The 25596-nt window shown below is 65.8% G+C and carries 25 protein-coding genes; 12 read left to right on the plus strand and 13 right to left on the minus strand.

Annotated features, from left to right (window positions below; all coding sequences use genetic code 11):
- Positions 1–4 precede the first annotated feature (4 nt).
- The 4 genes from PQV96_RS20405 to PQV96_RS20420 all read left to right on the plus strand — a co-directional run bounded on the left by PQV96_RS20405 (position 5) and on the right by PQV96_RS20420 (position 4451).
- The gene (locus tag PQV96_RS20405) at positions 5–1204 is read left to right on the plus strand and encodes a threonine ammonia-lyase (RefSeq protein ID WP_273624066.1); all 1200 of its coding nucleotides are present in this window, start codon (positions 5–7) and stop codon (positions 1202–1204) included.
- A gap of 74 nt (positions 1205–1278) precedes the next feature.
- On the plus strand, positions 1279–1422 hold the full coding sequence (locus tag PQV96_RS20410; protein ID WP_167336948.1) for a hypothetical protein: 144 nt from the start codon (positions 1279–1281) through the stop codon (positions 1420–1422).
- Between the two features lie 84 nt (positions 1423–1506).
- Complete coding sequence (gene queC, locus PQV96_RS20415; protein WP_142085244.1) at positions 1507–2214, plus strand: 7-cyano-7-deazaguanine synthase QueC; 708 nt, start codon at positions 1507–1509, stop codon at positions 2212–2214.
- Between the two features lie 365 nt (positions 2215–2579).
- Positions 2580–4451: a phosphoenolpyruvate carboxykinase (GTP) gene (locus PQV96_RS20420; RefSeq protein ID WP_273624067.1), complete on the plus strand. Its 1872-nt coding sequence runs from the start codon at positions 2580–2582 to the stop codon at positions 4449–4451.
- A gap of 249 nt (positions 4452–4700) precedes the next feature.
- On the opposite strand, the gene PQV96_RS20425 is transcribed toward PQV96_RS20420, so the two are convergent.
- Positions 4701–5141, minus strand: a complete 441-nt coding sequence (locus PQV96_RS20425; RefSeq protein ID WP_044397104.1) for a hypothetical protein — start codon at positions 5139–5141, stop codon at positions 4701–4703.
- Positions 5142–5269: 128 nt separating this feature from the next.
- Here PQV96_RS20425 and PQV96_RS20430 point away from each other — a divergent pair, with 128 nt between their 5' ends.
- From PQV96_RS20430 to PQV96_RS20440, 3 genes are all read left to right on the plus strand, one after another.
- Entirely contained in the window at positions 5270–6229 is a 960-nt protein-coding gene (locus tag PQV96_RS20430; RefSeq protein ID WP_207374864.1) for a LysR family transcriptional regulator, read from the plus strand.
- 67 nt (positions 6230–6296) lie between these two features.
- Positions 6297–7145 (plus strand): metallophosphoesterase, encoded by an 849-nt coding sequence (locus PQV96_RS20435; protein WP_207374863.1) that lies wholly within the window; start codon positions 6297–6299, stop codon positions 7143–7145.
- Between the two features lie 125 nt (positions 7146–7270).
- On the plus strand, positions 7271–7693 hold the full coding sequence (locus PQV96_RS20440) for a universal stress protein (RefSeq protein ID WP_207374862.1): 423 nt from the start codon (positions 7271–7273) through the stop codon (positions 7691–7693).
- 50 nt (positions 7694–7743) lie between these two features.
- Here PQV96_RS20440 and PQV96_RS20445 read toward each other — a convergent pair whose 3' ends face one another.
- The 3 genes from PQV96_RS20445 to PQV96_RS20455 all read right to left on the minus strand — a co-directional run bounded on the left by PQV96_RS20445 (position 7744) and on the right by PQV96_RS20455 (position 10849).
- Positions 7744–9051, minus strand: a complete 1308-nt coding sequence (locus PQV96_RS20445; protein WP_273624068.1) for an IS4 family transposase — start codon at positions 9049–9051, stop codon at positions 7744–7746.
- 140 nt (positions 9052–9191) lie between these two features.
- On the minus strand, positions 9192–9815 hold the full coding sequence (locus PQV96_RS20450; RefSeq protein WP_066698001.1) for a TetR/AcrR family transcriptional regulator: 624 nt from the start codon (positions 9813–9815) through the stop codon (positions 9192–9194).
- Between the two features lie 122 nt (positions 9816–9937).
- The gene (locus PQV96_RS20455; protein ID WP_044397099.1) at positions 9938–10849 is read right to left on the minus strand and encodes a LysR family transcriptional regulator ArgP; all 912 of its coding nucleotides are present in this window, start codon (positions 10847–10849) and stop codon (positions 9938–9940) included.
- 119 nt (positions 10850–10968) lie between these two features.
- Between PQV96_RS20455 and PQV96_RS20460 the strand changes: the two genes are divergently transcribed.
- Together PQV96_RS20460 and PQV96_RS20465 are read left to right on the plus strand one after the other, a co-directional pair.
- On the plus strand, positions 10969–12306 hold the full coding sequence (locus PQV96_RS20460) for a D-amino acid dehydrogenase (protein ID WP_066697990.1): 1338 nt from the start codon (positions 10969–10971) through the stop codon (positions 12304–12306).
- A 39-nt stretch (positions 12307–12345) separates the two neighbouring features.
- Positions 12346–12909, plus strand: coding sequence for an NAD(P)H-dependent oxidoreductase (locus tag PQV96_RS20465; RefSeq protein WP_142085224.1), 564 nt, complete (start codon positions 12346–12348; stop codon positions 12907–12909).
- A gap of 60 nt (positions 12910–12969) precedes the next feature.
- Here PQV96_RS20465 and PQV96_RS20470 read toward each other — a convergent pair whose 3' ends face one another.
- Both PQV96_RS20470 and PQV96_RS20475 read right to left on the minus strand, forming a co-directional pair.
- Positions 12970–14100 carry a M14 family zinc carboxypeptidase gene (locus tag PQV96_RS20470; RefSeq protein ID WP_244939157.1) on the minus strand — a complete coding sequence of 377 codons (1131 nt, stop codon included), beginning with the start codon at positions 14098–14100 and terminating at the stop codon, positions 12970–12972.
- A complete protein-coding gene (locus tag PQV96_RS20475) occupies positions 14097–14888 on the minus strand; it encodes an alpha/beta fold hydrolase (protein WP_273624069.1) in 792 nt (263 codons plus the stop codon). The genes PQV96_RS20470 and PQV96_RS20475 overlap by 4 nt, the downstream gene beginning before the upstream one ends.
- Positions 14889–14987: 99 nt before the next feature.
- Here PQV96_RS20475 and PQV96_RS20480 point away from each other — a divergent pair, with 99 nt between their 5' ends.
- Both PQV96_RS20480 and PQV96_RS20485 read left to right on the plus strand, forming a co-directional pair.
- Entirely contained in the window at positions 14988–15509 is a 522-nt protein-coding gene (locus PQV96_RS20480; protein WP_207375532.1) for a flavin reductase family protein, read from the plus strand.
- Entirely contained in the window at positions 15506–16096 is a 591-nt protein-coding gene (locus PQV96_RS20485; protein WP_207375531.1) for an MOSC domain-containing protein, read from the plus strand. The genes PQV96_RS20480 and PQV96_RS20485 overlap by 4 nt, the downstream gene beginning before the upstream one ends.
- 40 nt (positions 16097–16136) lie before the next feature.
- Here PQV96_RS20485 and yccS read toward each other — a convergent pair whose 3' ends face one another.
- From yccS to PQV96_RS20510, 5 genes are all read right to left on the minus strand, one after another.
- The gene (yccS, locus tag PQV96_RS20490) at positions 16137–18329 is read right to left on the minus strand and encodes a YccS family putative transporter (protein WP_273624070.1); all 2193 of its coding nucleotides are present in this window, start codon (positions 18327–18329) and stop codon (positions 16137–16139) included.
- A 139-nt stretch (positions 18330–18468) separates the two neighbouring features.
- Positions 18469–18735 carry a cell division topological specificity factor MinE gene (gene minE / locus PQV96_RS20495; protein ID WP_044397094.1) on the minus strand — a complete coding sequence of 89 codons (267 nt, stop codon included), beginning with the start codon at positions 18733–18735 and terminating at the stop codon, positions 18469–18471.
- A 3-nt stretch (positions 18736–18738) separates the two neighbouring features.
- On the minus strand, positions 18739–19554 hold the full coding sequence (minD, locus tag PQV96_RS20500) for a septum site-determining protein MinD (RefSeq protein ID WP_044397093.1): 816 nt from the start codon (positions 19552–19554) through the stop codon (positions 18739–18741).
- A 45-nt stretch (positions 19555–19599) separates the two neighbouring features.
- The gene (gene minC / locus PQV96_RS20505) at positions 19600–20355 is read right to left on the minus strand and encodes a septum site-determining protein MinC (protein ID WP_273624071.1); all 756 of its coding nucleotides are present in this window, start codon (positions 20353–20355) and stop codon (positions 19600–19602) included.
- 136 nt (positions 20356–20491) lie between these two features.
- Positions 20492–21373 (minus strand): ion transporter, encoded by an 882-nt coding sequence (locus PQV96_RS20510; RefSeq protein ID WP_273624072.1) that lies wholly within the window; start codon positions 21371–21373, stop codon positions 20492–20494.
- A gap of 52 nt (positions 21374–21425) precedes the next feature.
- On the opposite strand from PQV96_RS20510, the gene PQV96_RS20515 reads away from it, so the two are divergent.
- Positions 21426–22349: a DMT family transporter gene (locus PQV96_RS20515; protein WP_066698882.1), complete on the plus strand. Its 924-nt coding sequence runs from the start codon at positions 21426–21428 to the stop codon at positions 22347–22349.
- 76 nt (positions 22350–22425) lie between these two features.
- Here PQV96_RS20515 and pssA read toward each other — a convergent pair whose 3' ends face one another.
- Entirely contained in the window at positions 22426–23052 is a 627-nt protein-coding gene (gene pssA / locus PQV96_RS20520) for a CDP-diacylglycerol--serine O-phosphatidyltransferase (protein ID WP_044397089.1), read from the minus strand.
- 207 nt (positions 23053–23259) lie between these two features.
- Positions 23260–25434, minus strand: a complete 2175-nt coding sequence (locus PQV96_RS20525) for an acetoacetate--CoA ligase (protein ID WP_273624073.1) — start codon at positions 25432–25434, stop codon at positions 23260–23262.
- Positions 25435–25596 lie beyond the last annotated feature (162 nt).

The following is a 25596-nucleotide window of genomic DNA, read 5'->3' on the forward strand; positions in this document are numbered from 1 at the left end:
GCACATGATCACCCTTCAAGACATCCAGGATGCCGCACTGCGCCTACAAGGCCAGGTGCTGGACACGCCGTGTGTGGAATCCCGAACGCTCTCGCAGATCGTGGGCGCGCAGGTGTTCCTCAAGTTCGAGAACCTGCAGTTCACCGCTTCGTTCAAGGAGCGCGGGGCCTGCAACAAGCTCACGCTGCTCACGGCCGAAGAGCGAGCGCATGGCGTGGTCGCCATGAGCGCAGGCAACCACGCGCAAGGGGTGGCCTACCACGCGCAGCGCCTGGGCTTGCGCGCCGTCATCGTGATGCCGCGCTTCACACCCGGCGTGAAAGTGGAACGCACGCGGGGATTTGGCGCCGAAGTCGTACTGCACGGCGACACGCTGGAAGAGGCCCGCGCCCACGCCTACATGCTGTCTGACACGCAGGGCCTGACCTTTGTGCATCCCTACGACGACGAGGCGGTGGCAGCGGGCCAGGGCACGCTGGGGCTGGAGATGCTGCAGGCCGTGCCCGACCTGGACACGCTGGTCATCGCCGTGGGCGGCGGCGGGCTGATTTCGGGCGTGGCCACAGCCGCCAAAGCGATCAAGCCGGGCATTGAGATCATCGGCGTGCAGACTGCGCGCTTTCCGGCCATGGTCAACGCGGTGAAGGGCACGCACCACCCGCAGGGCACATCCACCATCGCCGAGGGCATTGCCGTGGGCACGCCGGGCAAGATCACGCAGGAAATCGTCAAGCGCCTGGTGGATGACCTGGTGCTGGTGGACGAGGGCGACATTGAGCAGGCCGTGCTGATGCTGCTCGAAATTGAGAAAACCCTGGTGGAAGGCGCGGGCGCCGCAGGGCTGGCAGCGCTGCTGCGCTACCCCGAACGCTTCCAGGGCAAGCGCGTGGGCCTGGTGCTGTGCGGCGGCAACATCGACCCGCTGCTGCTGGCGGCCATCATCGAGCGCGGCATGGTGCGCTCGGGGCGCCTGGCGCGCATCAAGGTCAGCGCACGCGATGTGCCCGGCGTGCTGGCGCGCATCACCGCCACGGTGGCAGACGCAGGCGCCAACATCGAGGAAGTACACCACCAGCGCGCCTTCACCATGCTGGCCGCACAGAATGTGGAAATTGAGCTGGTGCTGCAAACGCGGGGCAAATCCCACGTCAAGCAGGTGCTGGACCAGTTGCGCACCGCCGGCATGGAAGCCGCGCTCATGTGAGCGCCACGCGGCACAACGCAACCCCGTGGCAGAACCGCTAGAATCGGCCAACTTTCAGCATTGGAGCAATCACCATGTCGGATCACACCTCGCACAACTCTTCCGAGCCATCGTCTGACCCGGTGGAAAACGTGGTCTCCGCCATGCCCGTGGTGCTCCCTGTGGTGGGCGGCATCATGATGTTCCTGCTGGCATTCATCGCCGTGAAGATGGCCTGAGGCATTGCCCACGCCCATCCCACAAGCCCCGCACTGCGGGGTTTTTTTTCGTCTGCACCCCGCTTTTTCAGAAGGATTCCCCCCATGCGCTCTGGCCACGCACTTGTCTTGTTCTCTGGCGGACAAGACTCCACCACCTGCCTCGCGTGGGCGCTGAGCCAGTTTGCGCATGTCGAGACCATCGGCTTTGACTACGGCCAGCGCCACCATGTGGAACTGCAGGCGCGCCACGCGGTGCTCGAAGCCATGCGCAGCCAGTTCCCGCAGTGGAGCAGCAAGCTCGGGGACGACCATATGCTGGATCTGAGCGTGCTCGGCCACATCAGCGACACGGCCCTGACCAGCGAGACCGAAATCCAGATGACCGCTGCAGGCCTGCCCAACACCTTCGTGCCGGGCCGCAACCTGCTGTTCTTCCAGCTCGCGGCGGCCGTGGGCTACCGGCGCGGTCTGCACACACTGGTGGGGGGCATGTGCGAGACCGATTTCTCGGGCTACCCCGACTGCCGTGACGACACCCTCAAGGCCTTGCAGGTGGCGGTGTCGCTGGGCATGGGCCAGCGCTTCACCATCGAGACCCCGCTGATGTGGCTGGACAAGGCCCAGACCTGGGACCTGGCTCGCACCCTGGGCGGCGACGCGCTGGTGGACATCGTGCTGGAGCAATCCCACACCTGCTACCACGGGGTGCGCGAAGAGCGCCACGCCTGGGGCTACGGCTGCGGCACCTGCCCCGCATGCGCCCTGCGCAAGGCCGGATTTGAGCGATGGAACGCCACTCTGGCCCGCTGATCAAGACAAGGGCTGGCTGGGGCGGCTGCAATAATCACGCATAACCCCATGCAATTTTTGCATTGTTTTGACCCGAGTCTGACAGACAAATTGGCGGCAGATTCATAAAATCGTCATCCCAGCCGACCCGCGGAATGCGTGGAGACGCCTCCAACCCGTGGGGCCTTCGCATGTTCTGCCCGCCGACTGAGCACAGGCGCAGGGCCTGCAAGTGCTTGTGAAGGCGGCATTTGCGGAGCTCTCCGTCGAAAAGCCGTTTTTTCAAAGGCAGCGCTCAGCATCGCAATTGCGCCAGGTCTTTGCCGTCGTGAACCGCCCGGTTCGCTTCCTTTGGAAAACCGTTTTTTCAACTTAGGAAGCTCCCGATGAACGCACCCACCATGCAGGGCCTGAACCTCAACGCCCCCGCTTACGTCAAAAACCCGCGCCTGCTGGCCTGGGTGGCCGATATGGCAGCCCTGTGCAAGCCCGACAGCATCTACTGGTGCGACGGCTCCAAGGAAGAGTACGACCGCCTGTGCGACCAACTGGTGCAGGCTGGCACCTTCAAGAAGCTCAACCCTGCCAAGCGCCCCGGCAGCTTCCTGGCCTGGTCTGACCCATCGGACGTGGCCCGCGTGGAAGACCGCACCTACATCTGCTCGGCCAAGAAGGAAGATGCCGGCCCCACCAACAACTGGATGGACCCTGCTGAAATGCGCGCCACGCTGCAGCCGCTGTTCGACGGCTGCATGAAGGGCCGCACCATGTACGTGGTGCCCTTCAGCATGGGCCCGCTGGGCAGCCACATCGCCCACATTGGCGTGGAGCTGACCGACAGCGCCTACGTGGCCGTGAACCAGCGCCTGATGACCCGCATGGGCAAGGCCGTGTACGACGTGCTGGGCGTGGATGGCGAGTTCGTGCCCTGCATGCACACCGTGGGCGCGCCCCTGGCCGCTGGCGAGAAAGACTCCACCAGCTGGCCTTGCAACCCCAAGGTCAAGTACATCGTGCACTACCCCGAAACGCGTGAAATCTGGTCGTACGGCTCGGGCTACGGCGGCAACGCGCTGCTGGGTAAAAAGTGCCTGGCCCTGCGCATCGCCTCCACCATGGGCCGCGACCAGGGCTGGCTGGCCGAGCACATGCTGATCCTGGGCGTCACCAACCCCGAAGGCAAGAAGTACCACGTGGCAGCCGCCTTCCCCAGCGCCTGCGGCAAGACCAACTTCTCCATGCTGGTGCCGCCCGAGGCCGGCTTTGCGGGCTGGAAGGTCACGACCATCGGCGACGACATCGCCTGGATCAAGCCCCATGCCGACGGCAAGATGTACGCCATCAACCCCGAGGCGGGCTACTTTGGCGTGGCCCCCGGCACCAACATGCACACCAACCCCAACTGCATGCGCAGCCTGGACAAGGACGTGATCTTCACCAACGTGGCCCTGACGGACGACGGCGACGTGTGGTGGGAAGGCATGGAAAAGGACACGGGCAAGCTGCCCGATCACCTGATCGACTGGCAAGGCAAGGACTGGACGCCCCAGATCGCCAAGGAAACCGGCGCCAAGGCCGCCCATCCCAACTCGCGCTTCACCGTGGCTGCCACCAACAACCCAGCGCTCGACCCGCAGTGGGACGATGCCAACGGCGTGGCCATCGACGCCTTCATTTTTGGCGGCCGCCGCTCCACCACCGTGCCGCTGGTGACTGAAGCCCGCACCTGGACCGAAGGCGTGTACATGGCTGCCACCATGGGCTCTGAAACCACCGCTGCCGCCTTTGGCGCCCAAGGCGTGGTGCGCCGCGATCCGTTTGCCATGCTGCCCTTCTGCGGCTACAACATGAGCGACTACTTCCAGCACTGGCTGAACATGGAAGGCCAAATTGCCGCCACCGGCAAGGCGCTGCCCAAGGTGTTCTGCGTGAACTGGTTCCGCAAGGATGAAGCCGGCAAGTTCGTCTGGCCGGGTTATGGCGACAACATGCGCGTGCTCAAGTGGATGATCGACCGCATCGAAGGCCAGGCACAAGGCCAGGAAACCATGTTCGGCGTGGCACCACAATATGCAGAGATCAACTGGACGGGTCTGGACTTCAGCGCCCAGCAGTTCGCCGCAGTGACCAGCATCGACAAGGCCGCCTGGGCCGAAGAGTTCAAGCTGCACACGGCCCACTTCGAGCAGCTGGCGTATCACCTCCCTCAAGCGCTGCTGGACACCAAGGCTCAACTCGAAAAGCGTTTAGCGGCCTAAGAAATCGGTCGATTCAAGGTAGCCCACATTGTGGGCTGCCCAGCCAAAAAGCTGACCCACCGTGCGGTGGGTCAGCTTTTTTTCATGGCAAATTGAAACCTTATCCGGGCAGCGCTGAACTCCGTGGGGAAGACCCGGCCTCGGCGTTTCGGCTCGATTCCACGGGCCCATGAAAAAAGCCATGAACGCTCTAGGCGACCATGGCTTTTTACAGAAAGTGGCAGTGTTGGTGCGGCCCTTCCTGATGCATCAGTAGTAGCGGCGAACGTCCTGCACGGTGGCAATGCCCATGGCGTGGTTCAGTTCAGCCATGACGCGTGGGTCTTGCATCGCCACTTGCCATGTGCGTGCGTCTTCGGCAGCGCGGCGACGGCGCTCAGCCCAAGCCTGGGTGCCAGCGCGCAGGGCAACGGCCATGCGGCGTGCGGGCAGGGTCAGCAGGGCCAAAGCGGCAAACGCCACCACCCACAGCACCATCCAAGCGGCCAGCAGGTGGCCTTCGCTCCAGGTGTCGATCACCTGGTTGGCCACCACCATCAGCGCTGAAACCACCGCAGCCAGAAGCAACGAAGCAGCACCGCGCGCACCGTCGAAATTGTGCGCAATGTCCTTGATGGCGGCGGCGGCGTTTTCAGCGCGAACCACGCCAGGGTGTTCAGTGGGGTAATCAACGTGTGCGAAGCTGGTCATTTTGGTAGTCCCTTTTCAAACGCTTTTGGCGAGATTGCCGGGCGAATGCGTGAATCTTAGGGTTTACCCTTTATCTATTCAAATTTATATTTTGAATTTTCTACATTCATATCAGTGATGATTGAAAGATGACCTCGCATCTGAACTTTCGCTCGCTCGATCTGAACCTGCTGCGCGTGTTCGATGAAGTGATGGCGGAGCGCAGTCTGACCAAGGCAGCGCACAAGCTTTCCATCACCCAGCCCGCCGTGAGCAACGCCATGCGCCGCCTGCGCGAGGTGGTGGGAGACGAGTTATTGGTGCGCAGCGGCCAGGGGGTGGAGCCCACCCCCCGGGCGCTGGCCCTGTGGCCCAGCGTGCGCGATGCGCTGGCGCTGCTGCAGGAGGCCCTGGCGCCCGGCAACTTTGAACCCGCCACGGCCACATCCACCTTTGTGCTGGCCATGGCCGACGCGACGGCCGCCACGCTGGTGCCGCCGCTGGTGCAAATCATTGAACGCGAGGCGCCGGGCATCTCCGTGCGGGTCTTGCCGCTTACCACCCGCGACCCCCGGCGGCTGTTGGACGAAGAGTCTGCCGACATGGCCGTGGGCTACTTCCCTGCAGCCCTGGCCGACCTGACTGCCCGCGCCCAAGCGGGCGGGGCCGTGGCCTATGACAGCCGCCGCCTGTACGACGGCGAGTACATGTGTGTGATGCGCCAGGGGCATCCGCTGGCCACGGGCGAGTTGAGCCTCGACACCTACTGCGCAGCGCGGCACATGCTGGTCAGCTTTTCCGGTCGGCCGTTTGGTTTCATTGACGAAGCACTGGCCTCGCTGGGGCGCACCCGGCGGGTGGTTATCACCGTGAACCAGTTCTTCACGGCGGGCCGGGTGGTGGTGGGTTCAGACCTGCTGACCGTGCTGCCGCGGCATTTCATCCCGGTGACGGGCATTGCCGACAAACTGGTGCAACGTCCCCTGCCGCTGAATGTGCCTGCCGTGCACGTGGATGCCCTGTGGCGCCGACGCGGGCCGCAGGAAAAGGCCATGGAGTGGCTGCTGCACGCCCTGGCCCGATCAGCCCGCAGCATGTTTCGTGACTGACAACACCCGCAGGCCCACAGTACGCCTGAGAACCTGTCCAAAAGCCCTCACGGCCTACACTGCACCCATGAAGATTCAGCTGCTGTCCGACCTCCACCTGGAAGCCCATCCCCACTTTGTGCCAGAGCCCGCACCGGGCGCCGATGTACTGGTGCTGGCGGGCGACATTGGTTCCTACCAGGAAGGCGGCCAGCTGGGCGATGAAGATTTCGGCCTGGCCCGGTTTTCACCGTTACCTCAGTGGGGTGCGTGGCCCACACCCGTGCTCTTCGTGCCGGGCAACCACGAATACGACGCGCAAGATTTCGACGAAGCCCACCAGCGGCTGCGCCGTACCTGCGACAAGCTGGGCATTGCCTGGCTGGAACGCGAAACCCTGGTGCTAAAACAGGTGCGCTTTGTGGGCACCACGCTCTGGAGCGACTTTGACGCGCTGGCTGACCACGAACAAACTGACTCGCTCACCCGGCGCCTGCAACTGCGCGACAAGGCTTTCAGGGCTGCCAACTTTTACCTGCGCAAAACCGGCGGTACCCGCAGCGGCGAAGCATTTCTGGCCGAATCCATGCGCGCGCAAGCCCTGGCTTGCCAGGAATGGTTGCAAGCGGCGCTGAGCACGCCATTCGCAGGGACCACCGTGGCCGTCACGCACTTCGCCCCCAGCCTGCGCAGCGCAGACCCGCGCTACGGCCTGGTGCCCGGCACCGCAGGCTTTTGCAACGCACTGGATCACCTGCTGCCCCACGCGCAACTCTGGCTGCACGGCCACCTGCATGCGCCCAGCGATTACACGGTGAGCGGCACCGACCCAGCCACCCAGGAAGCCTGGCAATGCCGGGTGGTGGCGAACCCGCTGGGGTATGCCCGTAAGGGGGAACAGGCCACCTTTCAGAGCCAGCTGTGCCTCACCGTATGATCGGAAGCAAAGGCCTCTGACTTCTACGAAGGTCTTTTGGCGGCGCACGACGAAAAATATGACCCAGGTCAAGACAACAACCGCCTGCGCGCATTAGTCTGAACAACATCAACCTGGAGCTTTCCATGAACATTCTGCTTGCGGTCGACGGCAGCGCCTACACCAAGAAGATGCTTGCCTATCTGGCCACCCACGAAGACCTGCTGGGCACCAGCCACAGCTACACGGTGTTGACAGTGCAGTCGCCCCTGCCCACCCGCGCACGCGCTGCCCTGGGCAAGGAAGTGGTGGACAGCTACCACGCTGAAGAAGCCGACAAGATCATGGCGCCGGTGGCCAAGTTCCTCGGCCGCCATGGCGTGGAAGCCAAGTGCATGTACAAGGTGGGCCCCGTGGGCGAAACCATCGCCAAGGTGGCAGACACCGGCAAGTTCGACCTGCTGGTGATGGGCTCCCACGGCCACGGCGCACTGGCCACGCTGGTGGTTGGCTCGGTCACTACGCAAGTGCTGGCCCACTGCAAGGTGCCGCTGCTGATCGTTCGCTAAGCGACGGCCCCGCGCCGCATCAAGCCCCGCCCTGGCCCAATGCCAGTCAGTTAAGAGCTGACTGGCATTTTTTTTGTTGGGAATTTGGAAGCGCGTTTTTTGACGACCCTTGGGAAGCTGCGCCCAGTGCGGCGTGGCGGCAGCACGAAGTGTCGCGATTGCGCCAACAGGGCTGCCAACTGCTTGGGCAAGGTGCCGGCAGAGTCCAGGCTGGGGACCGCCAGTAAGTTCACGATGGCGTAGCTGGCTGTGTGGAAGCTGATGCGCTGGGGCTCGACCTGGACGTGCGCTGCCATCTCGCGCATCCAGCGGCGCAGCAGCGTGTAGGCGATCAGCACACCCCACAGCTCCTGGCGCACCAGCGCGGGCTGCTTGCTGCGCAGCACCGGCTCACCCTCCTGCAGGGTCTGCTTGATCTCCCGGAACCCCAACTCGATCTCCCAACGCTGGCGGTAGAGCTCGGCCAGCTCCTGCGCCGGATGCGTGCGGGGACACAGCAAGGATGTGATGAAGCGGCGCAGCCGTCCACCCACGCTCACCTCGATCAGGCGTGCCTGCCAGTGGCTGGGCAGATGCGGGTGTGCCTTGCGCGCTTGTGGGGACACCGGCATGCGGATCAGCGCATCGCCGCGCGCCAGTTGCTGGACGATCTCATGGCGCAGATTGTCCCGCGCGCGCATCAACCAGTGGCGCTGCGTACCCGCAGCCTGCCAGTCCAACAGGAACGCTGCCGAGAAGTACGCTCGGTCAAACAGGGTCACGGAGTGATCCTCGCCGCGCAACTGCGCTGCCAGGCTCAATTCGCCGCAGTCCATGGCGCCGAGCTTGGCATCAAGCATCTCGTGGCTGTGTGTGTCCATCAGGCAAGTGGCGCGGATCTGCGGCCAGGGCGAGAGGCCATGCTGGTTGCTGCAGCTGCCCAGTTCGACTCGATTCTCAGGGGTGTCCGGCGCCGACCAGACCACACCATCCACAGCCAGTACGCGCAGTGGCTGGCGCACATTCACCGCAGGACGGCTCCAGGCTTGGGTCAGTAGAGCGAACAGCTCGGCCAGAGGCTCCTCGCCCAGGCGCTGGCGGGCTTGCACGCTGACGCTCGGTGCGGGCGGCGCTTGTCCATCCAGGCTCAAATCCAGCTGCTGCACCACCTGCCACAGTGGCCGGTCGCGAAACAGCGCCAGTCCGATCACAAGCCACACGGCATGTTCGGCAGGCAGCTTGCGCCGGCGGATGGAGGCCTTGCCGCTGGTCCCCAGCGCCTGTGCGATCCAGGTGGGGTCTATCAACGCGCTGAGCTGCTCGATGCGATCAGGTACTCGGGGCAGGGTCTGGCGCAAGGCGTTTGCAAGCAGGCTCATCAAGAAAAAAGGGAACGTGTTGAACACGCTCCCTTTTACTGGATCAAGCCGCCTGCGGGCTTAACTGACTGGCATTGCGCCCTGGCGGGGCTTTTTTTTGCCCGGTGCGAGAACGCAGCCGCCATGCGGCGGCCCAAGGATCAGCGTGCCGACAGCCCGTCAAAACAGGTGCGCACCACCAACTCCACGATCTCGGCGTCCGAGTACTGGCCGCCATCCTTGAGGAAGGTGACCACCGGATCGCACGCGCGGGCGTACAGGGTGTACAGCACCACCAGGGGCGGCAAGGTGGGGTTGATCACGCCCTGGCCCTGGGCCTGCACGATCCATTCCCCGATCTGGTCGCTGACAGTGACCAGCCCATTGAGGTAATCCTTGTTGGCCATGAGCACGGCGCGCAGGCTGGAGTTGCGGCTGGGCAGCAGTGGCATCTCGTTGGTGATGAGCCGCTCCAGCGACCAGCGCACCAGCGCCTGCAGCTTTTCCACGGGTGGCATCTCTGCGGCAAGCCCATCAAGGTAAGTACGCACTCTCGCCAGAATCTGCACCATGGCTGCACTGCACAACTCTTCCTTGCTGCTGAAGTGCTTGTAGAGGCTGGCCTTGGCGATGCCGACCGCGTTGGCCACGTCGTCCATGGTCATGGCGTCATACGCCTTTTCGCCCAGCAGGCGGCAGGTGGCTTGCAGAATGGCCTCCTCGCGGGCGAGGTGCATCTGCTCTTTGAAAGAAACTTTGGTGGGCGGCGTCGACATGGCACGCATCTTATCCATTACGGTAAAAAAACAAATGCAGTAGTTGCATTACAACTACTACGTTCACGTCTTTACCGTCGTTTCGCCGACAGACCCATGCGTACGGATGCGAGCCAGTGCAGGCCAGCCGCTCAGGTCACCAGCGTGTTGGCCGCCGTCGCCTTCAGGGCTTCCGTCAGTGCGTCCAGCAGCTCCGACTCCAGATTCCAGCAGTGCCAGTACAGCTGAATGGGCAGGAAATGCCCCGGCACCAAATCCACCAGGCTGCCATCGGCAATCGGGCCCCGGGCCAGCAGTTCGGGCATCACACCCACGCCCCAGCCTGCCGACACGGCGCGCATCTGCCCTTCGGTGCTGGGCACGAACAGGTGGTTCAGCGCCACGCGCTTGAGCCCAAAGGTGCGCGCCACGAATTCGGCGGCCATATCGTCCTTGCGGTTGAACGACAGAAACGACACATCGCGAAAGTTGTGCGGCGTCAGCCCCTGGGGCAGGTGCTTGCGGGCAAAGTCGGCTGAGGCCACCGCCACGTAGTGCATGGCGCCCAGCGGCACCATCTTGCAGCCGCGCAGCGCCTGCTTGAGCGTGGTGACGCAGCCCAGCACCTGGCCCGAGCGCAGCCATTCCTGGGTGAAATCCTGGTCGTCGGTGATGATTTCGAGCGGCAGGCGCTGGCGCACCAGGTCGTGCAGCGCGCCCATGGCCCAGGTGGCAATGCTGTCGGCATTGATGGCGATGGAGATGCGCTCGTCTTCGCGTGAGCCCCCCGGGGCGCTGGGGGCCAGCTCCTGCAGGTCGCGCTCCAGGTCGGCGCGCAGCAGGCGCAGCTGCTTGGTGTGCTTGAGCAGCAACTGCCCCGCGCTGGTGGGCTTGAGCGGGCGGCTGCGCACGATGAGCACCGAGCCCACCTGCGCCTCCAGCGCGCGCAGGCGTTGCGACACGGCGGATTGGGTCACGTTCAGGCGCTGGGCGGCGCGCTCAAAGCCGCCCTCCTCCACGATGGCGGCAAGGCATTCGAGGGCGGCGGGGTCGTAAGTGCTCATGGCTGAAACGCTGCAAAAGGGACGGAAAACAGGCGGCCCAACATTAGCTGCCCTGATGAATTTTGATTAAGTTTAATTTTGCTTTTTGTTCAGCGCAATGTGCCGCACACTGCGCCCTCATGAAAACCATTGTCCTCGGCGCCGGCATCATCGGCATCAGCACAGCGTGGCACCTGCTCGAACGCGGGCATGAGGTGGTCGTCGTCGATCGCCAACCCGACGCTGCCCTTGAAACCAGCTTTGCCAACGCGGCACAGATCTCGGTGAGCTATTGCGAGCCGTGGGCCAACCGCGAAGCGCCGCTCAAGGCGCTCAAGTGGATGTTCGACAAAGAGGCACCGCTGCTGTTTCGCCCGCAGTTCGACTGGGACCAATGGCGCTGGGGCCTGAAGTTTCTGGCGCAGTGCAACGACACGGCGTTTGAGCGCAACGTGCAGCAGATTGTGGCGCTGGGCGCCTACAGCCACGCGGCCCTCAAGGACCTGGTGGCCAGCACCGGCATTGAATACAACCGCCTCGAACGCGGCATCGCCCACTTCTACACCGACCAGAAATCGTTTGACGCCGCAGGCCACGCGGTGGAGCTGATGCGCAAATTCGGCGTGCAGCGCCGCCTGGTCAGCCGCGATGAGCTGCTGAAGATCGAGCCAGCCTTCAAGGCCTATGGCGACAAGATCACCGGCGGCACCTACACCAGCACCGACGAAAGCGGCGACGCCCGCGTGTTCACGCAAGAACTGGCCCGCCGCTGCGCCGCGCGGGGTGCGCAGTTCCTGTACGGGCACGATGTGCTGCGCCTGAACAAGATTGGTGATGCTATTGATTCTGTAGCTGTTATCGCTCGCAACACGGGCGCTAGCGGCCAAAAAGACTTCATCCTCAAGGCCGATGCCTTTGTGGTGGCCTGCGGCTCGTACAGCGCGCCGCTGCTGCGCACCGTGGGCGTGGATTTGCCCATCTACCCCGGCAAGGGCTACAGCGCCACCTTCCCGCTGCTGAGGCCCGAAGGCGCGCCCATGGTCTCCACCATCGACGACGGCAAGAAGATCGCCATGAGCCGCCTGGGCAACGTCCTGCGCGTGGCCGGCACCATCGAGCTGGGCGGCTTTGACATGAGCCTGGACAGCCCCGTGGCCCGCGCCCGCTGCCACATGCTGTCGCGCCGGATTGCCGAAATTTTGCCCGGCGTGTGCGACACCCGCACACCCGAAGAAGGCGGCAACCCCCAGTACTGGACGGGCCTGCGCCCCGCCACGCCGACCAACATCCCCTTCATCGGCCAGACCCGCGTGGGCAAGCTGTGGGTGAATGCAGGCCACGGCACGCTGGGCTGGACGCACGGCGCAGGCTCGGGCAAGGCCATGGCCGAGCTGCTGAGCGGCGAAGTGCCCGCGATGAACTTCGGCTTTTTGGGCGTGCAGGCCCCGCGCGCGGTGCGCGGCACCGTGGCGGCCTAGCGACGACGCACCCGGCATGCCGCAGCTACCATCGGCGGCATGTCGAACACCACACCGCATTACCTCTTTCTCACCACCTCCACCCGCGAAAGCGGCCACCTGGGTAACACCGAATGGCTGGCCCAGCAGGCCGCCGCTGCGCTGCCTGCGGGCACGGTGCAAACCTGGCACCACCTGGCGCGCATGAGCCTGCCGCCGTTTGTGGACCTGCGCCACACCGTGGGCACCTACCCCGCGCCCGAGGGCGATCTGAAAACCCTGCTCGACGCCACGCTGGCGGCCACGCACATCGTGTTCGTGTCGCCCGTGTACTGGTTCAGCATTCCTTCGCCGCTCAAGACTTATCTGGATCACTGGAGCGGCTGGATGCGCGTGCCCGGGCTGCCCTTCAAGGAACAAATGGCCGCCAAGTCGCTATTCCTCATCACCACCAGCGGCGACCGCGCCAAGGCCCAGCCGATGATCGACTCGGTAGAGCTGTGCGCCAAGTTCCTGTCCATGCCCTGGGGCGGCGCCCTGTGGGGCAAGGGCGGGCCGCCCGGTGCGGTGCAGGCAGATGCGCAGGCCGTGGCACAGGCTGCGCACTTTTTGCTACCAAAATAAGAGCTGCTGGCGCTTTCTACATCAGCGCCAGAGCCCGATTTCATGCAAATTCCACCCTGATCAACGCTGCAGGCCAGGTGGCTTCACCCCGGCCACAGCGTCGGCGCCCTCCAGCAGCCGGGTGTTCATCCAGTGGCGCAGGTCACGCCACATGGCGCGCACCTCGGCATCGGGCGGCATGCGCAGGGCGTGCTCCAGCTCGATGGTGACCACCGGCACGCCCCGGTGCAGCCCGCCGTAATGCCCGAGCGAGCCGGGGAACACGCCCAGCTTGTCCATGCGCAGGCGGCCCAGCCGCAGCGGCGGATCGTGGGGGCCGTCAAAGTCCAGCACGCCGTAGGGCGCGTGGATGCTGACAACCAATTGCGGCTGGAACTGGTCCATCTGCTGGTGCAAAAAGCGCGATTCGGGCTCGGACAGCGGCGTGTGGCCGGGCCAGCGGCGCGGGTCCTTGCGGGTGCGCTTTTCCCAGTACACCGGGGCTTCCTCGGCCCAGCCGGGCGTGGGGAAGTTGCGGTTCAGGTCCACACCGCCCGCATTCACGCGCGTGGGCTTGGGGGCCAGCAGGCCGTCGGGGTTCAGCACGGGGATGAAGCGCCAGTGCACGGGCGCTGGCTCGCCCGCGTCCGCCGCCCCCTCGGCCGCCGCCATGCCAATCCAGCGCAGGGCCAGCGATGCGGCGGTGAGCTCGTCGCCATGCATGGCGCCCACCACCAGCACGCGCAGCGGCTCTGCAGCGGGCTGGCCTTTAGCGGCAGCACCGGCGTGCGACGGCACATCCCGCCAATACAGCGGTGCCCCCTGGCGCGACAAGGCACCACTGGCCTGCAACCGGGTGGCCACGCACTGCGCGCGCGACAGCCCAGGCAAGCGCGGCAGCAGCGTGGTGCAGGCGGCCTCGGCCACCTCGGGCAAAAAAGGCTCTGCGACCGCAGTGACCGGCGGGGAAGCTGGGCTGGCCGGGCGTGGCACGTCGGCCTGCAAGGCCCCCTTCTCAGCCTGGGCAGACAGCAGCGCCAGGCACGAGGGCCCATCGCCCGCCCGGCCATACACCCCATCGGGCGCCGCCGTGGTGGGCCACAGTTGGGCAGGCCCCCACCACGCGGCGGCCACACAGCCTGCGGCCAGCAAGGTGAAACCCAGCCAGCGCACGGCAGATGCGGGGGCTGGCGTTGGTGCGGCGGCGTTCAATGCAGCACCCGCTGCTTGGCCAGGAAGTCGAGCAGTGCCGCGTCGAACGCTTCGGGGTTTTCCAGCTGCGGCCAGTGGCCAATGTGGGGCAGGCTCAGGTGCTGGGCGTCGGGCATCAACTCGGCCAGCGCCTGCAGTGCCGCGGGTGGGGTGCAGTGGTCGGCATCGCCCCCCAGCAGCAGCGTGGGGGTGTGCACATTCACCCAGGCCCGGGCCCAGCGGTCAAAGCCCTGCATGGCCTGCAAGGCGCGGCGGTAGGTGGCGGGGTGCACTTGCGCCAGCGCGTGTTCGGCCAGGCGCACGCCTTCGGGCAAGGCGCCAGGGCCAATGCACTGGGGCACCAGGGTCTGCGCCAGCTGCTGCATGCTGCCGCCCGGCTGCTGCGCGGCGTCCAGCGCCCGCTCGCGCGGGGCGAGCCAGTCCTGCACGGCCTGGGCATCCAGCGCCGGCCCCCCGGCGCACAGCACCAGGCGGTTCACCACTTCGGCGCGGCGCACGGCCACTTCCAGGGCCAGCATGGCACCCATGCCGTGGCCCACCAGGGTGACCGGGCCACACTGCAGGGCCTCGATGAGTGCCACGCAGCTTTGCGCCAGGCCTTTGAAGGTGTAGGGCTCAATCGGTGCGCTGTGCCCATACCCGGGCATGTTCCACGCCACGGCGCGGTAGCCTGCGCTGGCCAGCATCTCCACTTGGGGGGCAAAGGTCAGGTAATCGCCGTCGGCGTCGTGCAGCATCAGCACCGTGGGGCCGGAGCCCAGGATTGAGAAAGTCGGAAGCAAAGCCATACAAAAAAGAGTGCCGGGTTGCCTGCGCCGCACGCGCGCGCAGGTGGCACTCCATAATAGTTCCATCCCCCTTTGACGCCGGCCCCGCGCCCGAACTTTGTGAACAGCCCCCTGCCCCGCCCTGCCCTGGCACTGCCGCCCAGCTTCTCCTCGCGCGAATTCCGCAACGCGCTGGGCATGTTTGCCACGGGCGTGACCATCGTCACCGCCCGCAATGCAGCGGGCGAGCTGGTGGGGCTCACGGCCAGTTCGTTCAACTCGGTGTCGCTGGAGCCCCCGCTGGTGCTGTGGAGCCTGTCGCACGGCGCCAGCAGCATGCCCGCCTTTGCCAATGGCTCGCACTACGCCATCCATGTGCTGGCTGCTGACCAGAAAGCCCTGGCCGAACGCTTTGCCACGCGCGGCATTGACCGCTGGGCCGACGTGGAACACCGCCCCGGCATCAACGGCGCCCCGTTGCTAGCCGGCGCTGCTGCCACGTTTGAATGCTTCAACCGCAGCCAGTACAAAGAGGGTGACCACACCATCTTCGTGGGCGAGGTGGAGCGCTGCGAGCACCGCGAGGGCGCATCGCCCCTGCTGTACCACGGCGGCAAGTTCTACACCGAGCACCCGCTATGACGGCGCCCGCCATCGTCGTACGCCACGTGAACGTTGGCACCGCCCGGCGCCTGAAGGTGGGCGAGCGGTCGGTGCTCACCGCCATCGGCAAAACCTCCGTCGCCGGCCCCGTGGCCGTGGGCCCGCTGGGGCTGGCGGGGGACGAGCAGGCCGACCTGAGCGTGCACGGCGGCCTGACCAAGGCGGTGTATGCCTACCCCGCCGCGCACTATGCGTTCTGGCAGGCCCAGCGCCGCGAGCGGGGCGTGAGCCTGTTCGACGAAGCGCTGCCACCGGGCTTCATGGGCGAGAACCTCACCATTGACGGCCCACTGGAGCATGAGGTGTTTGTGGGCGACGAGTGGCATTTCCCGGACTGCGTGCTGCGCGTGGCGGCGCCGCGCGAGCCCTGCTTCAAGTTCAACGCCGTGATGGGCTTTGCCCAGGCCGGCCGCGCCATGGCGGTGGCGGGCTGTTGCGGCTACTACCTGGCGGTAGAGGGGCCCGGCACCATCGCCGCCGGGCAGACCGCGACGCTGGTCGCAGGGCAACGCGGGCTGAGCATTGCCCAGGCTTTTGCGGGCAAGTTCGCCAAGCACGCACGTTGATCTGGCTGCGGCACGACTCCCGCGCCGTAATCCGCCAACCCTATTCCGTGGTCACCAGCTGGCGCGCCTGCGCCTGTAGCTGCGGAAACACCTTGCCCACCAGCTGCAGCTGCGCTGCCATGAGGCTGTGCGCGCTGGGCGCTGCCGGTACCGTGCCCCACTCGCGCAGCACCTGGGCCACCGCCGGGGCGCTGTGGGTGTTGCGCACCCGGCCGGACTGCTGCGCGCGCTCCAGTTCCAGCGCCAGCTGCTGCAGGGATGCCAGCAGGCTCTGCGCCAGCTCACGCGTGGCCTCGTCCATGGGCTGAGCGGCTGCGCCACCGCGCTGGGCGCCCAGCGCCGACAGGTAGTTGAGCTGGGTGTGCGACAGGCACAGGAAATGCCCCACCACCTCGGCATTGCCACGCACATGCAAGGGCTCCTTGAGCATGGCGCTGTACGAGTTGGACAGGGCGGCATCCGCGTTGTGGGCATTGCGCCGGGCCAGGCGGTAGGCCAGGTGGTCGCACTTGCCGCCCTGGTACTGCGCCAGGATCTCCCGCAGGTACAGCGCCTGGGTCTGCAGCACCTGGGCGGCCAGCCGGGGCCAGTGGCGCGACTGCCACGACGGCAGCACCAGCCACGAGGCCACGGCCGCGATCACGCAGCCCACCACGGTATCGAGCAGGCGCGCAGAGATCACGCCGCTGGCCGCGCCCATCTGGTAAAAGCTGAGCAGCAGCAAGGTCGTAACCGCCGCCGTGGCCAGGGTGTAGCGGGTGTGCCGCGCCCCAAAAAACACCGCGCCACCCAGCACCAGCAATGCGGCCTGCACCAGCTCGCCCGGAAACAGCTGGATCACCGCCCACCCGAGCGCGAGCCCCATCGCCGTGCCCTTGGCACGCTGCATGAGGCGGGTCTGGGTGGCGGCGTATTGGGGCTGGCTGACGAACACGATGGTCAGCAAGATCCAGTAGCCGTGCGGGTCGGCGGTGGCCTGCATGACGGCAAAGCCCACCACGAGCGACAAGCTCAGGCGCACACTGTGGCGCAGCCAGGGCGACTGGGGGCGGCACTGCGCTCGGATACGGTCCCAGGCGTCGCGCAGGGTGCGGGGCTCACGGTCAAACAGGCTGTAGTCCACAGCGGCGGCGCCCGGCGCCTCAGGCGGCAGTGTCAGAGCACCGGCAAACACGCGCGCCAGCGCGGTGAGGTTGTGGCCCAGCGCGCGCAGCGAGCGCAGGGGGCGGGCCTGCGCGGCGTTGGGGTGCTCGCGTTCCAGCGCCTCTTGGTGGGCCAGGGCGGCTTCCATGTCCTCGATGGCGCGCGAGGTCACACCCGAGTGCACGGGCTCGGTCTGCTGCTGGATGGCCACCGAGAATTTGAGCGCCTGCTCGCCCAGCAGCGTGAGCACGCGCTGGCAGCGGTAGAGCACGTCGCTGTGAAAGAACGACTGGGCCAGCAGGTCGTAATGCTCGTGCGAAGAGCTGACACGCTCGTGCACGTCTTGTGCGGCCAGGTACTGGTGCATGGCGGTTTGCAGCCACAGCGGTGGCGTGCCCCGGCCCATGCGGCTGATGAGGCTTTCTTTGGTGGCATTGAGCGCATCGACCACCCGCCCGTTGTGCAGGGCCAGCGCCATGCGGCGGCGCTCCAGGTCTTCGTCGCGCACGGGCTCCAGCAGCAGGGCCTTCAGGCGCAGGTATTCGCCCAACATGGCATAGAGCTTGGCCAGCCGATAGCGCACGGGGGCACGGGGCATCACCGCGTTCCACAGCACCGACACCACGCCATACCAGGCGGCCCCGCCCAGCATCAGGGGCGTGGCCACCACGGCCGCGTCGCGGCTGGTGTGGGCGGCCAGCGCTTCGTAGATGAACAGCACCAGCGAGCCAAAGGCAATGGCGCGGTAGCGCTCGCTCAGCGCCCCCAGCATGGTGAAGGTGAAGGCCGACAGCGCCATCACGCCCATCAGCACCCAGGGCCACGACACCGTGGCACACACCGCCAGCGCCACCAGGGTGAAGCAGCCCATGGCCAGCAATTGCGCGCGCAAGCGGCCGCGCCAGCTGTCATCGGTCTCGGTCAGGGCACTGGCGATCACGCCCAGCAGCACGGGCATCAGCTCGGTCTGCCAATCGGCCCACCAGCCGTAGGCCAGCACCACGGCCAGCGCCAAAAACGCCCGCGCCCCGCGTGTGAAGCCTTCGTGGTTGCTGGCACGCTGCCAGCTGAGTTTCCAGGTTGTGTCCACCAAAATGCTCTCTACCCATTGATATAGGGTTTACCCTGATTTTTTAAGCAATTGTCAGGCCAGTCACCGCAGCACCGGCACAAAAAAGCCCGCGCCGCAGGGCTGCGGGGCGGGCCTGGAGCCTGACGGGGTTCGGCGTTCAGCGCACGGTGTCGGGCAGTTCAATCTTCACTTCGAGCACTTCCAGGTTGTCCTGGCGCTCCAGTTGCACCTTGAGGTCTTCGGGGTTGATCTTCACGTACTTGGAGATCACGGCGACCAGCTCGCGCTGCAGGGCGGGCAGGTAGTCGGGCTCGGCGGCGCTGCGGCCGTTGCGCTCGTGCGCCAGGATGATCTGCAGACGTTCTTTGGCAACGCTGGCGGTTTTTTTCTTCTCACCCAGGAGAAAGGAGAGGAACGAAGCCATGGCTTATTTGCTCCCGAAAAGGCGTTTGAAGAAGCCGGGCTTTTCTGCCTCGATGAAGCGCAGGGGCTTTTCCTGGCCCAGGAAGCGGTCGATCACGTCCTTGTACGCCTCAGACACATCACTGCCCTGCGCGTGGATGGCGGGCGTGCCCTGGTTGGACGACTGCAGCACCACTTCAGATTCAGGAATCACGCCGATGAGCTTGATGCGCAGGATGTCCTGGATGTCTTCCAGGCTCAGCATCTGGCCGTCTTCCACGCGGCTGGGGTTGTAGCGCGTGATGAGCAGGTGCTCCTTGACGGGCTCGCCGCCTTCGATGGCGCGCTTGGTCTTGCTGCCCAGCATGCCCAGGATGCGGTCGGAGTCGCGCACGGAGGACACCTCAGGGTTGGTCACCAGCAGCGCCTCGTCGGCAAAGTGCATGGCCATGAGGGCGCCACTTTCAATGCCGGCGGGCGAATCGCAAACGATGTATTCAAAGCCCATGCCGGCCAGGTCCGACAGCACCTTGCCCACGCCGTCTTGCGTGAGGGCGTCCTTGTCGCGGGTCTGGCTGGCGGCCAGCACAAACAGGTTGTCGCACTGCTTGTCCTTGATCAGGGCCTGATTCAGGTTGGCCTCGCCGTGGATGACGTTGATCAGGTCATACACCACGCGGCGTTCGCAGCCCATGATGAGGTCCAGGTTGCGCAGACCGACGTCGAAGTCGATCACGGCAGTCTTGTGGCCGCGCAGGGCGAGGCCGGAGGCAAAGCTGGCGCTGGTGGTGGTCTTGCCCACGCCACCTTTGCCGGAGGTCACGACGACGATTTTGGCCATGTCTTGTTAGTTCTCAGTGGGTTGATACGAATCGGATGGGGCCCATCAAGCCAGAGGCTGAATGATGAGTTTTTCACCGTCCAGGCGAACCTGGGCGGGCTTGCCTGCCACGTTGTCGGGCAAGGCGGTTTCTGTGGTGCGGTAGATGCCTGCAATGGAAACCAGCTGCGGCTCCAGGCAGGTGCTGAAAATGCGGGCCTCGGTGTTGCCCCGGGCGCCAGCAATGGCGCGGCCGCGCAGCGGGGCATAGACGTGGATGTTGCCGTCGGCAATCACCTCGGCGCCAAAGCTCACCACGGCCATCACCACCAGGTCGGCGCCGCGCGCATACACCTGCTGACCTGAGCGCAAGGGCTTGTCCACCACCACCGTGCCGGGGCCGGGCATGGGCACTTCGCGCACCACCTCCACCTCGCGGATCACTTCACGCACCACTTCCACGGGGGCGGGGGCTTCTGCACGGGCCGGTGGGGCATCGGGTGCGGCGGCCAGGCCTGCGGCGCGGGCGGCTTCCATCTGGGCGGGGCTGCCACCACGCACAGCCACGGGCAAGGTGCGCTGCTGGCGCAGTTGCTCGGCAATGGCGGCAAAGTCGATGGGTTCTTCGGCCTCGCGCACGGGCGCAAGGTCGATCAGTACGGGGTCAAAGTCGAAAAAACCGGGCGCATCGGCCACGCGCTCGGCCAGGTCCACGGCAAACTGCGCCGCGTCCGTGGTCTTGAGCACCACCGCCACCACGGGCAGTGAAGCACTTTTGAGGTCAAAACTGGTGCGGGATTGCGCCGCCGTTTCAGTGGCCATGGAGGGGAAGGTTCAATGGCTGCACCACCGGGCGCAACCCAAAGGCCTGAGTGTAGCGGCAGCGCATGGCCCGGCGGTGCACGGCGGGGCGACCGCTCACATTCGCTTGCATCAGAAGTTGCCCTGGAATGGACGCTCAGGCACCCTCGCGCTGCCAGGGCGACAAATGCGCTCCGCAGTGCAGGCAGTAGCGCGCCTCGGGCAGGTGGCCTTCGCTCAGGCACTCGGGGCAAGTGCGGGTGGTGGGCACCTGCGGCGCCGCCCCCCGCTGCGACGCCATTTCGGCCGTCACGATGCCCGTGGGCACGGCCAGCGTTCCCCAGCCCAGCAGCATCATGACGGAGGCGATGAAGCGGCCCATGTCCGTCTTGGGCGTGATATCGCCAAAGCCCACCGTGGTCATGGTGGTGATGGCCCAGTACACGGCCGTGGGGATGGACTCAAACCCGTTGCTGGGGCCTTCCACCACGTACATCAGGGTGCCCATTACCAGCACGATCATGAGCACCGCCGTCAGAAACACAGTGATCTTGCGGCGGCTGGCCCGCAGCGCCTGCCCCAGGCTGCTGTATTCGGTCATGTACGCCGTGAGCTTGAACACCCGGAAGATGCGCAGCAACCGCAACACACGCACGTCGATGAGCACATGGGCCTCGGGCAGCAGCAGCGCCAGATAAGTGGGCAGCAGCGCCAGCAGATCCACGATGCCAAAAAAACTGGTGGCGTAGCGCAGTGGCTGGCGCACGCACAGCAGGCGCGCCACGTATTCGATGGTGAACAGCAGCGTGAACACCCATTCGGCGGCCCAGAACACCTGGTGCCAACGGGCCTGCAGGGCAGGTACGCTGTCAGCCACCACCACGGCCACGCTGGCCAGGATGAGCACGATCAGCGCCACATCAAACCACCGCCCCGCGCGCGTGTCGGCTTCAAAAATGATGGTGTACAGGCGCAGACGCCAGCCCTGCAAAGCGGTGTCGGTGCCTGGGGTGTCGGGGCTGGAAGGGGCGTGGGGCATTCCGCTATTGAAACCCGAAGCGGCGCGGCTGTCACTTGACCATAATCAAGCGATGAGCCCCACCCGCAAAGCCCACCTCGACTCCTTCGCCATCACCCTGCTGCTGGCCTGCTGCATGTTCTGGGGGTTCCAGCAGGTGCTGCTCAAGGCCACGGTGGCCGAGGTGCCGCCGGTGTTCCAGGCCTTTGTGCGCTTTGCCATGGCCACGGCGGCCATCGGCGCCTGGTGCCTGTGGCGCGGGCGGGTCGCCCCTGGCGCTGCAGCCCCGCAGGGAAGCTGGCGGGCCGGCCTGCTGGCCGGGGCGCTGTTTGCGGGCGAGTTCGCGTGCATCTACGTGGGTTTGCAATACACCTCGGCCTCGCGGTTGACGGTGTTTTTGTACAGCTCACCGTTCTGGGTGGCTTTGCTGCTGCCGCGCTTTATTCCCGGCGAGCGGCTCTACACCTGGCAATGGCTGGGCCTGGCGGCGGCGTTTGTGGGCGTGGGGCTGGCGCTGGGCGACGGGCTGGCAGGCGGCGCTGCAGGCGCGCACCCGCTGGCCTGGCTGGGCGATGCGCTGGGGCTGGTGGCGGGGCTGATGTGGGCACTGACCACGGTGGTCATCCGCAGCACGGCCCTGGCCCGGGTGGCGCCAGAGCACCAGTTGCTCTACCAGGTGGCGGTGAGCACCGCCCTGCTGCCCCTGTTGTCGCTGGCGCTGGGCGAGACCTGGTCGTGGGACTTCAGCGCGTTTGCCTGGGCATCGCTCCTCGTGCAGGCCCTGGTGGGGGCGTTTGCAAGCTACCTGGCCTGGATGTGGATGCTGGCGCGCTACCCGGCCACCAAGATGTCTTCGTTTGTGTTTCTGACGCCGGTGTTTGCGCTGCTGTTTGGCGCGGGCTGGCTGGGCGAGCCCATCACCGCAGGCCTGGTGGCGGCGCTGGGCCTGGTGGCGGTGGGCATTGTGCTGGTGAACCGCAAGCCCACGGCTGCCTGATGCTGCTGAAAATTGAGCAAAAATAGCCTCTAGCGCTTATATAACAAGCGCCAGCAGCTATATTTTCAATAGCAAATCAGAGCTTGGGAATGCGGATGCGGCTGATCATCAGCGAGCCGGACGCCGCAAACAGCAGCACCAGCGGGTGCAGCGTGAAGCCCGCCAGCACCACCTTGCCGCCCCACAGGTCAGGGCCCACGGCCCCCTGGGCAGCGGCCAGCGCGAGCAGGCCCACCAGCACGATGGAGGTGGGAATGGGCGTGCCCTCAAAGTATTTCACCTTGCCATCATCGCCCGAGAGGGTTTCGGCCGTGACGTTGTAGCGCGCCAGGCGCGATACCCCGCAGGCCACGAAGTAGGCCAGCACCACGCGGTCGTACAGGCCCTGCATGCCGCAGCCGTAGGCAATGATGGCGGGCGCCACGCCAAACGAGATCACGTCCGCCAGCGAATCCAGCTCGCGCCCCATGGCCGAGCTTTTCTGGCGCCAGCGGGCGATGCGGCCGTCCAGCACATCAAAAATCAGCGCCGCCAGCACCAGGGCGGCGGCAAAGTAGATGTGCACCACATCCTGCGTGGCCAGGTACGACATGGCTGAAAACAGCGCCCCGACGCCACAAACCGCGTTGCCAAGGGTGAACCAGTCCGCCAGATGGAATTCACGGATCATGGAAAAACGTTTGGGGTGCTGGGGTGTGTTCATGGGAAGTGCGTCTGTGGAGCACAGTCAAAGCAAAGTTCAATTATGGGCGTGCAGGTGGCCAACGCCCCGGTATCTATGACGGCGCAGCGGGTTTCAGGCGGCCACCCTGCAGGTTAACAGCAGGACGAGCCCCCCAGCCGCTGCCCCACGCCCGGCGCGGCTTTCGTCACCACAGCCAGTCGATACGCCTTGGGTCCCAGCGTACGGCTAGGCCGCAGGCAAGGTCTGCGCCCGCTCGGCCGCAAAGGCCACGTACCAGTCCAGGCAGCCGGGGTTGGCCATCGCGTCCTTGTTCACCACCTTCTCGATGGGCTGACCCAGCAGCAGCTTCTTGATGGGCAGTTCCTGCTTCTTGCCGCTCAGGGTGCGGGGCACTTCGGCCACGGCAAAGATGTCGTCGGGCACAAAGCGGGGGCTGAGCGCGGTGCGCACCGCCGCGTTGATGCGCGCGCGCAGGGCCTCATCCAGCGCCTGGCCGGGGCGCAGCACCACAAACAGGGGCATGTAGCTCTCGCGGCCCAGGTATTCCAGGTCCACCACCATGCTGTCCAGCACCTCGGGCAAGGCCTCGACAGCGCTGTAGATCTCGCTCGTGCCCATGCGCAGGCCGTGGCGGTTGATGGTGGCATCAGAGCGGCCATAGATGGTGCAGCCGCCGTTGGCGCCGATCTTGAGCCAGTCGCCATGCCGCCACACCGCGCCCATGCTGGCGGGGCCGTCGCCACCACCGGGCTGGCGGCCGTGGCCTGGCGGGTACATGTCAAAGTAGCTCGAGAGGTAACGCGAACCGTCCTTGTCACCCCACAGGTACAGCGGCATGGACGGCAGGGGCTGCGCACACACCAGCTCGCCCACCTCGTCCGTCACCGGCTGGCCCTCGGCGTTCCAGGCTTCCACCGCTGCGCCCAGCATGCGGCATTGCATCTCGCCCGGCACCTGGGGCATCTCGCGGTTGCCGCCGATGAAGGCGCCGCAAAAGTCCGTGCCGCCGGAGATGTTGTTCCACCAGACGTCGGGCTGCGGCTCCACGCCTGCCTGCGCAGGCGTGGACAGCCCGGCGGTGGCGGGCGTCTCGCCCGCCATGCCACGGATGATTCGGAACTGCGCCGTGCCCCATTGCTGCACCTCGGGCGACAGCGGCGAGCCGGTGGTGCCCAGGGCGCGGATGCGCGTGAGGTCACCATAGTCACTCAGCGTGATGCCCGCCTTCATGCAGTTGGCAAAGAATGCCGCACCCGCGCCGAAGAAGGTCACGCCGGTTTCGGCCGCAAAGCGCCACAGCACGCCCCAGTCGGGGTGCTCTTTGCTGCCGCCGGGGTTGCCGTCAAAGATGACGCAGGTGGTGCCCGAAAGCAGGCCGCTCATCTGCGCGTTCCACATCACCCAGCCGGTGGAGCTGTACCAGTGGTAGCGCTCGCCAAAGCTGTTGGCCTCATAGCTGCAGCCAATGTCGTTGTGCAGCACCTTCAATTGCAGCGCCACCAGCATGCTGCCGCCATGACCGTGCACGATGGGCTTGGGCAGGCCGGTGGTGCCGCTGGAATAGACGATCCACAGCGGGTGGTCAAACGCCAGCCACATGGGCTCAAATGCCGCAGTTTCTGCATCATTTCGGGCTGTAGCGCTTACCCAGCTTGCGCAACCAGCTATGGAAATTGAAGCATTCAGATTGCCCAGCAGCAGCACATGTTGCAGACTGGGCAGCCCGGCGCGCAACTCGGCCAGCACGCCGGTGCGGTCGTGGTCGCGCCCGCCGTAGCTCACGCCGTCCACGCTGATGAGCACCTTGGGCTCGATCTGGCGGAAGCGGTCGAGTACCGCGTGCGTGCCCATGTCGGGCGCGCAGATGCTCCACACTGCGCCAATGCTGGCAGTGGCCAGGAAGGCAATCATGGCCTCGGGCACGTTGGGCAGGTAAGCCGCCACGCGGTCGCCCGGCTGCACGCCCTGGGCTTTGAGGTGCAGCGCCAGCGACGCGACCTGGCGGCGCAGCTCGGGCCAGGGCAGTTCGCGGTGGTTGCCTTTTTCATTGCGGCTGATGATGGCGGGCACGCCTGCGGCGTGCGCCGCATCCACATGGCGCATCACCTGGCGCACGTAGTTCACCTGGGCGCCCGGAAACCACTGCGCCCCCGGCATGGTGTTTTTGGCCAGCACGCCCGTGTGGGGCGTGGGCGACTGCAGGTCAAAGTAATCCCACACGCTTTGCCAGAAGGCATCTAGCTCGGTGGTGGACCAGCGCCACAGCGCGTCGTAGCTGTCGAACTGCAGGCCGCGGGTTGCGTGCAACCATTGCTGGTACAGGCGGATTTGCGGAACGTAGGGCGGCGTGGTGCCCTGGGCCGATGTGCCCCGGCCGTGGGGAAGGTGTTTTGTCTCCATGCCGCCAGCGTAGCAGCGCCGCTGTGAAGTAGCCACCCTGCGCAGTCACGCGGTTGACGGCTGGCCGGGGCCTCTGGCAGGCAGGGGGTTACCTTGGTGCCGCGCGGCGGATCGGCATAGGGGGCCTCCCTGATAGGAGGCGCCCCTGCCACACCACCCGGC

The sequence above is a fragment of the Acidovorax temperans genome (assembly GCF_028596105.1).
Taxonomy (GTDB): domain Bacteria; phylum Pseudomonadota; class Gammaproteobacteria; order Burkholderiales; family Burkholderiaceae_C; genus Acidovorax; species Acidovorax temperans.